Genomic DNA, 13,693 nt, shown 5'->3' with positions numbered 1-13,693 from the left:
GATCCGTGCGGGTGACCCGCACGGATCCACTCCGTCACGCCGACGCGTCGGTGAGCAGCCGGTGCTCCTCGTCGGTGAGCCGCAGGTCCTGCATCGGCAGCAGGTCGGCCAGCTGGTCCACCGAGCGGCCGCTGGCGATCGGCGAGACGACGGTGGGCTGGTCGGCCAGCCAGCGCAGCGCCACCGCGGCGCCGGTCACCCCGTGGGCGTCGGCCACCTGCTGCAGGGCCGCCAGCACCCGGTCGCCCCGCTCCCCCACGTAGGCCGCCGCGCCCCTCGCCCGCGGCGAGTCCACCTGCTCCCCCGGCCGGTACTTGCCGGTGAGGAAGCCCTTGGCCAGCGCGAAGTACGGCAGCACGCCCATCCCGTGCGCGGCGACGACGTCGCGCAGCTCGTTCTCGTAGGCGGGCCGCTCCATCAGGTTGTAGTGCGGCTGCAGGGCGGCGTAGCGGGTCACGCCCAGCCGCTCGGAGGTCTCCAGCGCCTCGGTCAGCCGCTTCGCCGAGTAGTTCGACGCCGCCGCGTACCGGACCTTGCCCGCCTGCACCAGCTCGTCGAACGCCTGCAGCGTCTCCTCCAGCGGCGTCGACTCGTCGTCGTAGTGGGCGTAGTAGAGGTCGATGCGGTCGGTCTGGAGCCGCCGCAGCGACCCCTCGGCCGCCGTCCGGACCTCCTTCGCCGACAGCGGGTGCTCCTTCTCCAGCGGCGAGGCCTTGGTGGCCACGACCACGCGGTCGCGCATGCCGCGCTCGGCCATCCAGCCGCCCAGGATCTCCTCGGAGCGCCCCTTGCCGTAGGACTCCGCGGTGTCGACGAACGGCGCCTGGGTGCTGGGGGTGGCGTCGGCGAACCGGTCCAGCAGCGCGAAGGACGTCGGCTCGTCCGCCGTCCAGCCGAACACGTTGCCGCCGAGGCAGAGGTCGCTGACGGTCAGGTCGGTCCCCGGGATCCGTGGCATCTGCCCACGCTAGGTCGGCCATCGCAGCGCCGCCGTCCGGAGGACCGGCCCAGAGGGACCGGTGGGACGTGAGGGACCCGTTCGACCCCCCTCGGTGGCGGTTCGTCGGTAGGGCATGGCAGCGTGCCCCCGGTCCGACCTCGGCAGATCCGCCGAGGCGGCAGCTGTAGTCACCGACACGGAAGGACCCTCGTGAACAAGGCCGAACTCGTCTCCGCCATCGCCAAGCGCGCCGACGTGCCCGCCTCGACCGTCGACTCGGTGCTCGCCGGGCTCCAGGACGAGCTCGTCGACGCCATCACCCGAGGAGAGAAGGTCGCCGTCTCCGGCCTGCTGACCGTCGAGCGCACCCAGCGCTCCGCGCGGACCGGCCGCAACCCGCAGACCGGCGAGTCCATCGACATCCCCGCCGCCAACACGGTCAAGGTGACCGCCGGCTCGAACCTGAAGAAGGCCGCCAGCAACGTGCCGGTCTGATCGGCGACGCGCCGGTCCGATCGGGCCGGCGGCTGCCCCGTGTGGCCTGGCTCACGACGCGGTGGGCCAGGATGCGGGGGCAGCCGCCGCCCGACGGGGGGCGGGGCTGGGAACGGAGGACACGTGACGACGGCGCTCCAGGTGGACACCGACCCCGCCGAGGTCGGGTTCGACCCCGGCCGGATGGCCCGCATCGACCGGCGGCTGGCCCGCTGGGTGGACGACGGCCAGCTCCCCGGCTTCCTCGTGACGGTGGCGCGGCACGGCCGGCTGGTCCACGTCGGCCGTTACGGCCACCGGGACGTCGAGGCGGGGCTGCCGGTCGAGACCGACACCCGCTGGCGCATCTACTCGATGACCAAGCCGATCACCTCGGTCGCGGCGATGATGCTCTACGAGGAGGGGGCCTTCGAGCTCTCCGACCCGATCGCCCGGTGGCTGCCCGAGTTCGCCGAGACCCGCGTGTACGTGGCCGGGTCGGCGCAGAAGCCGGTGACCGCGCCGCAGACCGAGCCGATCCGGGTGTGGCACCTGCTCACCCACACCTCCGGGCTGACCTACGGCTTCCACCACGCCCACCCGGTCGACGCGATGTACCGGGCCGCCGGGCACGAGTGGGGCACCCCCGCGGGAGCGGACTCCGCGGAGGTCTGCCGGCAGTGGGCGGCGATCCCGCTGGCGTTCCAGCCCGGCTCGGAGTGGAACTACGGCGTCTCCACCGACGTCCTCGGCCGGCTGGTCGAGGTGCTCTCCGGCCAGCCGCTCGACGAGTTCTTCGAGCAGCGCATCTTCACCCCGCTCGGCATGCGCGACACCTCCTTCGGGCTGCGGGAGGGCGACGACCCCGAGTCGCTGGCCCGGCTCTACACCGCCGTCCCGGGGCAGCCCGGCGGCGCGCCCACCGGCTACGCCCCGCTGGACACGATGGGCGCGGCCGCGCTGCGCAAGCCGGCGTTCCTCTCCGGCGGCGGCGGGCTGGTCTCCACCGCCGCGGACTACCTGCGCTTCACCGAGCTGCTGCGCCGCGGCGGCGCCCACGACGGCGGGCGGCTGCTGGGCCCCCGCACGATCGCGCACATGACCCGCAACCACCTGCCGGGCAACACCGACCTGGAGACCTTCGGCCGGCCGCTGTTCGCCGAGACGCCGCTGCGCGGGGTGGGCTTCGGCCTCGGCTTCTCGATGGTCATCGACCCGGTCCGCTACGGCGTCGTGGCCAGCGCCGGCGACTACAGCTGGGGCGGGGCGGCGTCCACCGCGTTCTACGTGGACCCGGTGGAGGATGTCACGGTCGGCTTCTACACGCAGCTGCTGCCCTCGAGCACGCTGCCGATCCGCAACCACCTGCGCGCGCTGGTCAACCAGGCCCTCGTCGACTGAGCGCCCCGTCCGGCTCCCTCTCCGTCGAGATCACGTGATCTCACACGCGCGGAGCCCGCGAACGGTGCGAGATCACGTGATCTCGACGGGAGGCCGGACGCCGATCCGTCGTCTGGTTGGGTGACGGCGTGCTGCGCCTCGGAGCCCTCGACGTGCCGGCCGGCCGGTTCGTCGTCATGGCGATCGTCAACCGCACCCCGGACTCCTTCTACGACCGCGGCGCCACGTACCAGCTGGCCGCCGCGGTCGAGCGGGTGGACCAGGTCGTGGTCGAGGGCGCGGACATGGTGGACGTCGGCGGCGTGAAGGCCGCCCCGGGCGACGAGGTCGACGCCGCGGAGGAGATCCGCCGCACCGTCGACCTCGTCGCCGCCATCCGCGCCGCCCACCCGGCCCTGCCGATCTCGATCGACACCTGGCGCGCCGAGGTGGCGCGGGAGGCGCTGGCGGCCGGCGCCGACGTCGTCAACGACGCGTGGGGCGGGGTCGACCCGGAGCTGGCCGGCGTGGCCGCGGAGGCCGGCGCGGGCATCGTCTGCACGCACGCCGGCGGGCTGCCGCCGCGCACCCGGCCGCACCGGGTCGCCTACGACGACGTCGTCGGTGACGTGGTCGCCCGGACGACGGCGCTGGCCGAGGCGGCGGTCGCGGCCGGGGTGGCCCGCGACCGGGTGCTGGTCGACCCCGGCCACGACTTCGGCAAGAACACCCGGCACTCGCTGGAGGCCACCCGGCGGCTGGACGAGCTGGTGGCCACCGGGTGGCCGGTGCTGGTGGCGCTGTCCAACAAGGACTTCGTCGGCGAGACCCTCGACGTCCCGCTGGAGGAGCGGCTGACCGGGACGCTCGCCGCGACCGCGGTCAGCGCGTGGCTGGGCGCGACCGTGTTCCGCGCGCACGACGTCGCCGCGACCCGGCAGACGCTGGACATGGTCGCCTCGATCCGGGGCGACCGCCCGCCCGCGCGGACCACCCGCGGACTGGCCTGAAACCCCTGGTCCCCGCGGCCGGACCGGCCTAGCCTGCGCGCCACGTCGGGCACAGGAGGTGGCGGGAGATGAGCGGCAGGGTCGTGCACTTCGAGATCCCCTTCGACGACGGGGACCGTGCGCGCAGCTTCTACAAGGAGGCCTTCGGCTGGCAGGTCCAGGAGATGCCGGAGATGTCCTACACGCTGGTGACCACCGGCCCCAGCGGCGCCCAGGGGCCGGCCGAGCCGGGGTTCGTCAACGGCGGGATGCTCGCCCGCACCGACAGCGCCGCCCCCGGGCCGGTCGTCGTCGTCGACGTGGAGAGCATCGACGTCGCGCTGGAGCGGATCGAGGAACTCGGCGGGACCACCGTGAGCCCCAGGACGCCCGTCGGCGCGATGGGCTTCGCCGCCTACGTCCGGGATCCCGAGGGCAACGTCATCGGCCTGTGGGAGACCGCCGGGGACGCCTGACCGGGGGTGGCGGCCCGGCGGGCTCGATAGGTTCGCGCGCATGGCCGCCACCGGGTTCCACACCGCCGACGAGCTCAACGCCCTGCTCCCGGGCACCCTCCCCGGCCTGCTGGGGCTGACCATCACCGCCCACGAGCCGGGCCGGCTGGAGGCTGCCCTCGACGTGCGGCCGGACCTGCTGGCGCCCAACGGCTACCTGCACGCGGCCACCGTCGTCGGCCTGGCCGACACCTCCTGCGGGCTGGCCACGCGCGCGCTGCTGCCCGAGGGCTCGGCCGGCTTCACCACGATCGAGCTGAAGAGCAACTTCCTCGGCACCGTGCGCGAGGGCCGGATCACCACGGTGGCCACCAACGCCCACGCCGGGCGGACGACGCAGGTGTGGGACGCCGTGGTGACCGACGCGGGGTCGGGGAGGACGATCGCGCTGTTCCGCTGCACCCAGTCGGTGCTCTGGCCGAGGTGACCCGGCCCGCCACCGGCGGGTGACCCCCTGTGGCGGAGGCCACCCCGGATGTGAGACTGGCGCCACACCTGACCGTGAAGGAGCCTCTCCGTGGCGCTGGCCAGCCTCTATCCCGACGTCGAGATCCCCGACCTCTCGGTTCCCGCCCACGTCCTGTCGGCCGGCCGCGCCCGGCCCGACGCCCCGGCGCTGGTCGACGGGCTCAAGGGCGACACCATCACCCACGGCCAGCTCGCCGCCTACGTGGACCGCGTCGCCGCGGCGCTGCACGCCCGCGGCCTGCGCAAGGGTGACGTCGTCGCCGTCTTCTGCCCGAACACGCCCTGGTACCCGGTCGTCTTCCACGGCATCGCCGCGGCCGGCTGCGTGATGAGCCCGATCAACTCCCTCTACACGCCGGAGGAGATCGCCTTCCAGCTGCGCGACTCGGGCGCCAAGGTCGTCGTCACCGTCTCGCCGTTCCTCGAGCGGGTGCAGGCCGCGGTGGCGAAGGCCCCGGTCGACGAGATCGTGGTCATGGACGGCGCGGAGGGGCACGCCTCACTGCTCGACCTGCTCAGCAGCGACGCGCCCTCCGTGCAGGTCGACATCGACCCCGCCGCCGACCTGGTCACGCTCCCCTACTCCAGCGGCACCACCGGGCTGCCGAAGGGCGTCATGCTGACCCACCGCAACCTGGTGGCCAACGTGGCCCAGATGCGGCCGATCATGGACGTCCACGAGGGCGACGAGCGGATCATCGCCGTCCTGCCGTTCTTCCACATCTACGGCCTGACCGTCCTGATGAACCAGGGCCTGGCCATCGGCGGCACCGTGGTCACGCTGCCCCGCTTCGACCTCGAGGACTTCCTGCGCACGCTGCAGGACCAGAAGATCACCCGGGCGTTCGTGGCGCCCCCGATCGTCCTGGCGCTGGCCAAGCACCCGCTGGTCGACCAGTACGACCTCTCCTCGCTGCGCACCATCACCTCCGGCGCCGCGCCGCTCGACGAGCAGCTGGCGCTGGCCGCCCAGTCCCGGCTGCGCAGGGGCGCCGACACCGGCGTCACCGTCGCCCAGGGCTACGGCATGACCGAGCTGTCGCCGGTGTCGCACAGCACCCCCGACGCGGGGATGGAGCCGCCGGGCGGCGCCAGCCCGGTGCCGAAGGGGTCGGTGGGCTACGCGCTGCCCAACACCGAGTGCCGGCTGGTCGACCCGGCCACCGGCGAGGACGCGCCCACCGGGGAGCGCGGCGAGCTGTGGGTCCGCGGCCCGCAGGTGATGAAGGGCTACCTCAACAACCCGCAGGCGACCGCCGACACCATCGACCCCGAGGGCTGGCTGCACACCGGGGACGTCGCGATCGTCGACGCGTCCGGCCACTACACCGTGGTCGACCGGGTGAAGGAGCTGATCAAGTACAAGGGTTACCAGGTCGCCCCCGCCGAGCTGGAGGCGGTGCTGCTCACCCACCCGGAGATCACCGACGCCGCGGTCATCGGCGTCCCGGACAAGGAGAGCGGCGAGGAGCTGCCGAAGGCGTTCGTCGTCCGGGCGCCGGGCTCGTCGCTCACGCCGGACGCGGTCATGGAGTTCATGGCCGGCCGGGTGGCGCCGCACAAGAAGATCCGCTTCGTGGAGTTCATCGAGGCGGTGCCGAAGTCCGCCGCGGGCAAGATCCTGCGCAAGGAGCTCAAGGCCGCGAAGTGAGCTCATGGCGGGGGACGTCGGTGACCGGCGTCCCCCGCCGTCGGGCCGTGACCGCCGGTGGCACGCCGACCACCCGCTTGTAGGCGCGGGAGAACGCGGCCTCGGACTCGTAGCCGAACCGGCGGGCGAGCTCGCCGGCGCCCGCACCGCCCTCGAGCGCGACGGTCGCGAGGTGCATCCGCCACCGGGTCACGTAGTGCATCGCCGGCTCCCCGGCCAGCTCGGTGAACCGCGCCGCGAACGCCGACCGGGACATCCGTGCCTCGCGGGCCAGCCGGTCGAGCGTCCACGGGTCCCCCGGCGAGCGGTGCACGCAGGCCACCGCGCGCCCCACCTGCGGGTCGCGCAGGGCGCGCAACCAGCCCGGGCCGGTGCCGCCGGCGTCGATCCACGCCCGGATCGCCTGGATGACCACGACGTCGGCCAGCCGTGTGACGACGGCCTCGGCACCCGGCCGCTCGTGACGGACCTCGTCGGCCAGCAGGCCGAGCAGGACCGGCAGCCAGCCGGGCCGCCCGGTCTCCTCCGTCCCGAGGTGCAGGACCGGCGGCAGCAGCTCGACCAGGTGCGCCGCGCCGGGCCGGTCGGCCTCCACCACGCCGCACACCAGCCCGGCGCGCGCTCCGCCGCCACCGAGCCGCATCACCGAGTAGTGCTCGCCGAGCATCTCCTGGGGCAGCAGGTCCGCCCGTCCGGCCACCCGCGCCGACGCGCTGCTGCGCAGCACGTGCCCGCGGCCGTGCGGCACCAGGGCCAGGTCACCGCTGCGCAGCAGCACCTGCCTGCCGTCGACCTCGAGCAGGCAGCTGCCCTCGGTGACGACGTGGAAGCTCATGCACCCGTCGAAGGCCGGCATCTCCAGGCCCCACGGCTCGGTGAGCTCGACCCGGCAGTAGAAGGTGCCGCGGATCCGCAGGTCGAACAGGACCCGGCCGAGCGGGTCGACCGGGGTCCACGGAGGAGCGGCTCCGCCGTCGTCGGTCACGGCGCCACCCTCGCCGCCCCGGGAGCCGTCGTCCAGGGTCGCTGGACGAACTGTCGTGGACCGTGGACGGCCGGGTATGGGCCGGCCCCGGGTGCGTCCCGACCATGGAGGACGCCGGTCACCGAGGACCGGTCTTCCGAGAGGAGCAGGCCATGCGGGTGCTGGTCGTCGGGGCCACGGGCGGATCGGGCAGGGCGGCGGTCGACGCGCTCACCGCCCGAGGACACGAGGTGACCGCGTTCGCCCGTCGGGCGAGCGCGGTGTACGGGGAGCGGGCGGGGGTCCGGGCCGTCGACGGCGACGTCACGGTCGCCGCCGACGTCGAGCGCGCGGTCCGGGGGCAGGACGCCGTCGTGGTCGCGCTGGGCATCAGCGAGTCCGCGCTGCGGGTGCGGCTGCTCGGCAGTCGCGGCACACCGCTGGACGTCCGCTCGCGCGGGACGCGGACCGTCGTCGCGGCGATGCGCTCGGCCGGGGTGCGCCGCCTGGTCGTGCAGTCCTCCTACGGCGTCGGGGAGACGCGGACGCGGCTGCCGCTCTCCAGCCGGGTGGTGCTCGCCCTGCTGCTGCGCCCGCAGATCGCCGACCACGAGCGCCAGGAGCGGCTGGTCCGCGACAGCGGGCTGGACTGGACGCTGGTCCAGCCGGTGTACCTGACCGACGGCGACGAGCCGGCCACCGTCTCGGCCGACGGGGACGTCGAGGAGTGGCACGTCTCGCGCGCGGCGGTCGGGGGCGTCCTCGCCGACGCCGTGGACGGCGCCCTCCCGCGGGGGCGCAGTCTCGCCGTCTCCGGGTCCGCGCGGCGCTCCTCGCCGGTCGGGTGAGGAGCGCTCCAGGCGCGCGAGGGGTGGGGAGGACGGGGTCCCGCCTCGGCCGTTGGCCCCGTCCCGGGTCCCGCCCCGAGCGCGCGAGGGGTGGGGAGGACGGGGTCCTTCTAGGGTGCGGGCATGCGCGCGGTGACTGTTCGCGGATCGGGTGGGCCCGAGGTGCTGGAGTGGGGCGAGGTCCCCGATCCCGAGCCGGGGCCCGGCGAGGTGCTCGTCGACGTCGTCGCCACCGCGGTGAACCGCGCCGACCTACTGCAGCGCGCCGGCAACTACCCGCCGCCGCCGGGGGCCAGCGAGATCCTCGGCCTGGAGTGCAGCGGGGTGATCAGCGAGGTCGGTGAGGGCGTCACCGGCTGGACGGTCGGCGACGAGGTGTGCGCGCTGCTGTCCGGTGGCGGCTACGCCGAGCGGGTCGCCGTCCCGGCCGGGCAGCTGCTGCCCCGCCCGGCCGGCGTGGAGCTGGCCACCGCCGCGGCACTGCCCGAGGTGGTCTGCACGGTGTGGTCCAACGTGTTCATGCTGGCCGGGCTCACGCGGGGCGACGACTTCCTGGTGCACGGCGGGTCCAGCGGCATCGGGACCATGGCCATCCAGCTGGCCGCCCGCGCCGGCGCCCGGGTGTTCACCACCGCCGGCACCGCGGCCAAGCTCGACGTCTGCCGGGAGCTCGGCGCCGACGTGCTGATCAACTACCGCGACGAGGACTTCGTCGAGTGCGTGCGCGAGGAGACCGACGGGGCGGGCGTCGACATCGTCCTGGACAACATGGGGGCCAAGTACCTGGCCCGCAACGTCGACGCGCTGGCCACCGGCGGGCGGCTGGTCTGCATCGGCATGCAGGGCGGGACGAAGGCCGAGCTCGACCTCGGCAAGCTGATGCGCAAGCGCGCCGCGATCCACGCCACCACGCTGCGGGCCCGCCCGGCGACCGGTCCCGGCGGGAAGGCCGAGATCGTCGCCGCCGTCCGGCACGACGTGTGGCCCGACGTCGAGCGCGGGGTGGTCCGCCCGATCGTCGACCGCCGGCTGCCGATGTCGCGCGCGGCGGAGGCGCACCGCGTGGTCGACGCGAGCGAGCACGTCGGCAAGGTGCTGCTGCTCACCGGGGACTGAGCCCGGGGACGGTCAGCGCGGACGCAGCGCGGCGACCGAGTCGATGAGGTAGCCGACCTCCTCGGCGGTGTTGTAGTGCATGAGGCCCAGCTGCACCGCCCCGCCCTCCTCGTTGGCGCCGAGGGCGTCGAAGAGCTCGCGGGCGTAGAAGTCGCCGTCCCAGGCGCAGATGCCGCGGCGGGCCAGCTCGTGGGCGACCTGCCGCGGCCGCATGCCGGCCACGGTGAAGGCCAGGGTCGGCGTGTTGCGCGCCGCCGCACCGAGGACCTGCACGTGGCGCATCGCGCGCAGCGCCTGCTCGAGCCACTCGTACAGCGCGCCCTCGTAGGCGGCGACGGCCGCCATGGACATGCGCAGCCGGTGCCGGCGGCTGCCGAGGGCGCCCTCGCTGAGCCCCGCGAGGTGCTCGACGGCCGCCGTCACCCCGGCGAGCAGCTCGAAGGGGTGACCGCCGCTCTCGAAGCGGTCGGGCACCCGGTCGGGGACGGGGACCAGCTTGTCCGGTTGCAGCTCCCCCAGCAGCGCCGGGTCGGCGACCACCGCGCCCACCCGCGGGCCGCACCACTTGTCCGCCGCCACCGCGAGGAAGTCCGCCCCGAGCTCGCCGACGTCGAGCAGGTGGTGCGCGGCCGCGTGCACCCCGTCGACGTAGACCAGCGCGCCGACCGCGTGCGCCCGCCGGGCGATGGCCGCGACGTCCGGCCGGGTGCCGATGGCGTTGCTCGCCGCGGTGAGGGTGACCAGGCGGGTGCGCGGCGTGAGCAGCTCGTCGTACTGCCAGTCGGGCAGCTCGCCGGTCTCGATGTCCACCTCGGCCCACCGGACCTGCACGCCGGCGGCCTCGGCCAGGTGCAGCCAGGGCCGGATGTTGGCGTCGTGGTCGAGCCGGCTGACCACGATCTCGTCCCCCCGGCGCCAGGTGCGGGCCAGCGCGCGGGCCACCGTGTAGGTCAGCGCGGTCGCGTTGGCGCCGAGCACCACGCCGGCGGGGACCCCGCCGACGAGGTCGGCCACGGCGGCGCGGGCGCTGGCCACCAGGCCCTCGGCGCGGGCCGAGGCGGGGAAGACCCCGCCCCGCGCGGACACCGGGGTGCGCATCGCCTGCGCGACGGCCAGCACGACGCTCTCGGGCAGCAGCGAGCCGGCCGAGCCCTCGGCGTGCACCAGTCCGTCGGAGAGCCCCGGGAACAGGCCACGGACGCGCGCGACGTCCAGGCGTCCCTCCCCCGGTCCCATGGGTTTCGACCCTAGACGCTGGGCCCGCGAGCCGAGCACGTGTGCACGGGGGTCCGGCGGGCGCCGTCCTCCTCGGGGGAGGATGGAGGCATGACCGCACCGGGAAACGGCAGTGAACGTCCTCAGCAGGTCGTCGTCGTCGGCCCCGACGGCCGGCCGGTCGGCACGATGCCCGTGCCGCAGGGGCCTGACGGGGACACCGGCGCCCCGGACGGCGCGGCGGGCGTCACCGACATGGTCGAGCAGCCGGCGAAGGTGATGCGGATCGGCACGATGATCAAGCAGCTGCTCGAGGAGGTCCGTGCCGCGCCCCTCGACGAGGCCAGCCGTCAGCGGCTGCGCGACATCCACGCCTCCTCGATCCGCGAGCTGGAGCAGGGCCTGGCCCCGGAGCTGCGCGACGAGCTGGAGCGGATCACCCTGCCGTTCAGCGAGGACCAGACGCCGTCGGACGCCGAGCTGCGGATCGCGCAGGCGCAGCTGGTCGGCTGGCTGGAGGGCGTCTTCCACGGCATCCAGACGGCGCTGTTCGCCCAGCAGATGGCCGCGCGGGCGCAGCTGGAGGAGATGCGCCGCCGCGCGCTGCCCGGAGGCCCCTCGGCGGCACCACAGCAGCCCGACTTCCGCCCGGGCGGTGGCCAGTACCTGTGAGGGGTGACCGCCGTCACCCGTCCGGGTGACGGCGGTCGACCGGGTGCTTGACCGCCGTCCGCGCCGGTCACCCTCCGTGTCCCCGGCCGGGTCCCCCGGCCCGTACGAGCGGAGGAACGGTGAGCACCCAACCGCACACGACGACACGCAGCGGGACGCAGAACGGCCTGGCGGTCGCCGCCCTGGTGACCGGGATCGTGGGCGCGGTCTTCGCCTGGCTGTTCGCCATCGTCGGCCTCGCCCTCGGCGTGGTGGCCGTCGCGCTCGGAGCCGTCGCCCGGCGCAACGGCACGGCGACCGGGCAGGCCACCGCGGGGCTGTGGCTCGGCATCGCGGCGATCGTCATGGCGATCGTGAACATGGTGATCGCCTACAACCTCCTCACCTGAGCCCGGACGCACGACGGCGCCGTCCTCCCGCAGGGGAGGACGGCGCCTTCTGCACGTCCCGAGGCTCACCGCGAGCCTGCGAGCGGTGAGGACGGGGTGTGCCTCAGACGGTGAAGCGCCGGATCGCGCCCTGCAGCTCCCCGCTCATCCGGGCCAGCTCGGCCGCGGCACGCTGGGCGTCGGCGACCCGCGCGTTGGTCTCCTCCGTCCCGGCGGCGAGCCCGGTGATCGCGGAGGCGATGTCCCGTGAGCCGCCGGCCGCCTCGGCCACGTTGCGGTTCATCTCGTTGGTGGTGGCGGTCTGCTCCTCGACGGCCGCGGCGATGGTGGCCTGGAAGTCGTTGATCTCGCCGATCACCGAGCTGATCTGACCGATCGCCTCGACCGCACCGGCGGTGTCGGCCTGGATGGCCTCGACCCGTCGGGAGATGTCCTCCGTGGCCCGCGCCGTCTCCTGGGCCAGCTCCTTGACCTCGCTGGCCACCACGGCGAAGCCCTTGCCGGCCTCGCCCGCCCGCGCCGCCTCGATGGTCGCGTTGAGCGCGAGCAGGTTGGTCTGCTCGGCGATGCCGTTGATCAGCTTCACCACGGTGGCGATCTCCTGCGAGGAGTCGCCCAGCTTGCCGACGGTGCGGGTGGTGTCCTCGGCGACGGTGACGGCCTGGCCGGCGACCCGCGCCGCTGCCGTCGCGTTCTGGGCGATCTCGCGGATCGCGGTCTCCATCTGCGAGGACCCGGTGGCCACCGTGTCGACGCTGGCGGCGACCTCACCGGCCGAGGTCACGACCACACCGGCCTGACCGGCCGCCGTCCGGGCGTTGTCGGCGATGGCGTCGGCCGCGGTGTTCAGCTTCTGCGACGCGTCCTCCAGGCGGCTCGCCGAGGCGCCGACGAGGGTGAGGACGTCGCCGATGGCGTCGAGCGTGTGGTCCAGCGAACGGGCGACCTCACCGATCTCCGCGCCGCCGGTCTCGCCGACCCGGACGCTGAGGTCGCCGCCGGCCACCTCGTCGAGCACCTCGCGCACCCGCTGCACCGGCCGGGTGACCGAGCGGACCAGCATCAGCGCCAGGACGATCGATGCGGCCAGGCCGAGCAGCACCACGACGACGGTCAGCGTGCGGGCCGAGGTGTAAGCGTCCTGCGCGGCCGCGGCCGTGCTGGACGCGACGGCCTCCTGGGCCTCCGTCGCCGCGCCGAAGGCCTCGACCGCCGTGGCCTCGAAGCCCTTCAGCCGGCCGATCGTGGCCGCCGCCGCCTGCATGTCGTGCGCGGCCAGCTGGCCCTGCAGCTCGACCTGCAGCCGGAAGTACTCCCCCGCGGCCTCCTGGTAGGCCGCGAACTCCTCGGCCACGCCGGGGGCCAGCGGCTGCTGGGCGACGACGTCGCCCTGGGCCTCCAGGGCCTCCTGCGCCTTCGCGGCGGACGCCGCGTCCTGGGCGTTGACCTCCGGCCCGGCGCTGACGATGAGCGACCGGGCGGAGAACGCCTCGTGGGTCCACCAGGCGACCTGCAGCTCCTCGAGCGCCTCGAGCGGCACGGTGCCCTCCCGGTACACGCGCTCCGCGCTGTCGCTGAGCACGCCCATCCGCTGCACGCCGATCGCCCCGACGGCGAGGGTGGTGGCGGCGACGAGGAGCAGCGCGGCGAACAGCCGGCCGCGCAGGCCCACGCGGCTCAGCAGGCCGGGCCTCCGGTCGTCGGATGGGGGAGGTACCTGCGCGCGGGCGGCGTCCATGCCGGGGCTCCTCGGTTCGGAGGGGGACGGACCGCCGGGTGCGGCGGTCCCGCGTGGACTGTCGGCGGACAGGTGTCCGTGTTGAGCCGAGACGTGTCCGCGGTCACCGTCAGCCCGTGCCGGCGGTCACACCGGCCTCGCCTGCCCCTCCCCGGACGCGGCGACGGCGCAGCCCGGGGCCGCGCCGTCGTCCGGTGACCGACCGTTCCGCGGGTCCGCCGTCGGGGGGGGCGCCCCCCCCCCCCCGGCCCGGCCCACGCCCCCAGCGCCCCCCCCCGCCCCCCCCCCCCCGGCCACCGCGCCCCGCCACCACGCCCCCGCGGGGGGGCGGCGC

At 74.9% G+C, this 13,693-nt stretch carries 14 protein-coding genes; 10 read left to right on the top strand and 4 right to left on the bottom strand.

What is annotated here, in order from left to right; genetic code table 11:
* Positions 1-34 precede the first annotated feature (34 nt).
* Positions 35-958, bottom strand: a complete 924-nt coding sequence (locus ACI789_RS24225; protein ID WP_457012106.1) for an aldo/keto reductase — start codon at positions 956-958, stop codon at positions 35-37.
* 192 nt (positions 959-1,150) lie between these two features.
* Here ACI789_RS24225 and ACI789_RS24220 point away from each other — a divergent pair, with 192 nt between their 5' ends.
* From ACI789_RS24220 to ACI789_RS24195, 6 genes are all read left to right on the top strand, one after another.
* Positions 1,151-1,435: an HU family DNA-binding protein gene (locus ACI789_RS24220; protein ID WP_089336247.1), complete on the top strand. Its 285-nt coding sequence runs from the start codon at positions 1,151-1,153 to the stop codon at positions 1,433-1,435.
* 123 nt (positions 1,436-1,558) lie between these two features.
* Positions 1,559-2,815, top strand: coding sequence for a serine hydrolase domain-containing protein (locus ACI789_RS24215; protein ID WP_457012105.1), 1,257 nt, complete (start codon positions 1,559-1,561; stop codon positions 2,813-2,815).
* 128 nt (positions 2,816-2,943) lie between these two features.
* A complete protein-coding gene (folP, locus tag ACI789_RS24210) occupies positions 2,944-3,804 on the top strand; it encodes a dihydropteroate synthase (RefSeq protein ID WP_457012104.1) in 861 nt (286 codons plus the stop codon).
* Positions 3,805-3,872: 68 nt separating this feature from the next.
* Complete coding sequence (locus ACI789_RS24205) at positions 3,873-4,259, top strand: VOC family protein (RefSeq protein WP_457012103.1); 387 nt, start codon at positions 3,873-3,875, stop codon at positions 4,257-4,259.
* A 40-nt stretch (positions 4,260-4,299) separates the two neighbouring features.
* Positions 4,300-4,725 (top strand): PaaI family thioesterase, encoded by a 426-nt coding sequence (locus ACI789_RS24200; RefSeq protein ID WP_457012102.1) that lies wholly within the window; start codon positions 4,300-4,302, stop codon positions 4,723-4,725.
* Between the two features lie 90 nt (positions 4,726-4,815).
* Entirely contained in the window at positions 4,816-6,417 is a 1,602-nt protein-coding gene (locus ACI789_RS24195) for a 4-coumarate--CoA ligase family protein (RefSeq protein WP_457012101.1), read from the top strand.
* Here the strand turns inward: ACI789_RS24195 and ACI789_RS24190 are convergent.
* Positions 6,401-7,402: an AraC family transcriptional regulator gene (locus tag ACI789_RS24190; RefSeq protein WP_457012100.1), complete on the bottom strand. Its 1,002-nt coding sequence runs from the start codon at positions 7,400-7,402 to the stop codon at positions 6,401-6,403. The genes ACI789_RS24195 and ACI789_RS24190 overlap by 17 nt on opposite strands.
* A 152-nt stretch (positions 7,403-7,554) precedes the next feature.
* Here ACI789_RS24190 and ACI789_RS24185 point away from each other — a divergent pair, with 152 nt between their 5' ends.
* Both ACI789_RS24185 and ACI789_RS24180 read left to right on the top strand, forming a co-directional pair.
* The gene (locus tag ACI789_RS24185; RefSeq protein WP_457012099.1) at positions 7,555-8,229 is read left to right on the top strand and encodes an NAD(P)-dependent oxidoreductase; all 675 of its coding nucleotides are present in this window, start codon (positions 7,555-7,557) and stop codon (positions 8,227-8,229) included.
* A 123-nt stretch (positions 8,230-8,352) separates the two neighbouring features.
* A complete protein-coding gene (locus ACI789_RS24180; protein WP_457012098.1) occupies positions 8,353-9,345 on the top strand; it encodes an NAD(P)H-quinone oxidoreductase in 993 nt (330 codons plus the stop codon).
* Positions 9,346-9,357: 12 nt separating this feature from the next.
* Here the strand turns inward: ACI789_RS24180 and ACI789_RS24175 are convergent, their stop codons facing one another.
* On the bottom strand, positions 9,358-10,581 hold the full coding sequence (locus ACI789_RS24175) for a cysteine desulfurase-like protein (protein ID WP_456920452.1): 1,224 nt from the start codon (positions 10,579-10,581) through the stop codon (positions 9,358-9,360).
* Between the two features lie 90 nt (positions 10,582-10,671).
* On the opposite strand from ACI789_RS24175, the gene ACI789_RS24170 reads away from it, so the two are divergent.
* Together ACI789_RS24170 and ACI789_RS24165 are read left to right on the top strand one after the other, a co-directional pair.
* On the top strand, positions 10,672-11,232 hold the full coding sequence (locus ACI789_RS24170; protein WP_457012097.1) for a bacterial proteasome activator family protein: 561 nt from the start codon (positions 10,672-10,674) through the stop codon (positions 11,230-11,232).
* A 119-nt stretch (positions 11,233-11,351) separates the two neighbouring features.
* A complete protein-coding gene (locus ACI789_RS24165; RefSeq protein WP_456920449.1) occupies positions 11,352-11,621 on the top strand; it encodes a DUF4190 domain-containing protein in 270 nt (89 codons plus the stop codon).
* 103 nt (positions 11,622-11,724) lie between these two features.
* Here the strand turns inward: ACI789_RS24165 and ACI789_RS24160 are convergent, their stop codons facing one another.
* Complete coding sequence (locus ACI789_RS24160; protein ID WP_457012096.1) at positions 11,725-13,359, bottom strand: methyl-accepting chemotaxis protein; 1,635 nt, start codon at positions 13,357-13,359, stop codon at positions 11,725-11,727.
* Positions 13,360-13,693 lie beyond the last annotated feature (334 nt).

It is taken from the genome of Geodermatophilus sp. SYSU D00965 (genome assembly GCF_054050075.1).
The sequence above is the reverse complement of the archived record's forward strand: the minus strand, read 5'-3'. Positions and strand labels throughout refer to the sequence as shown.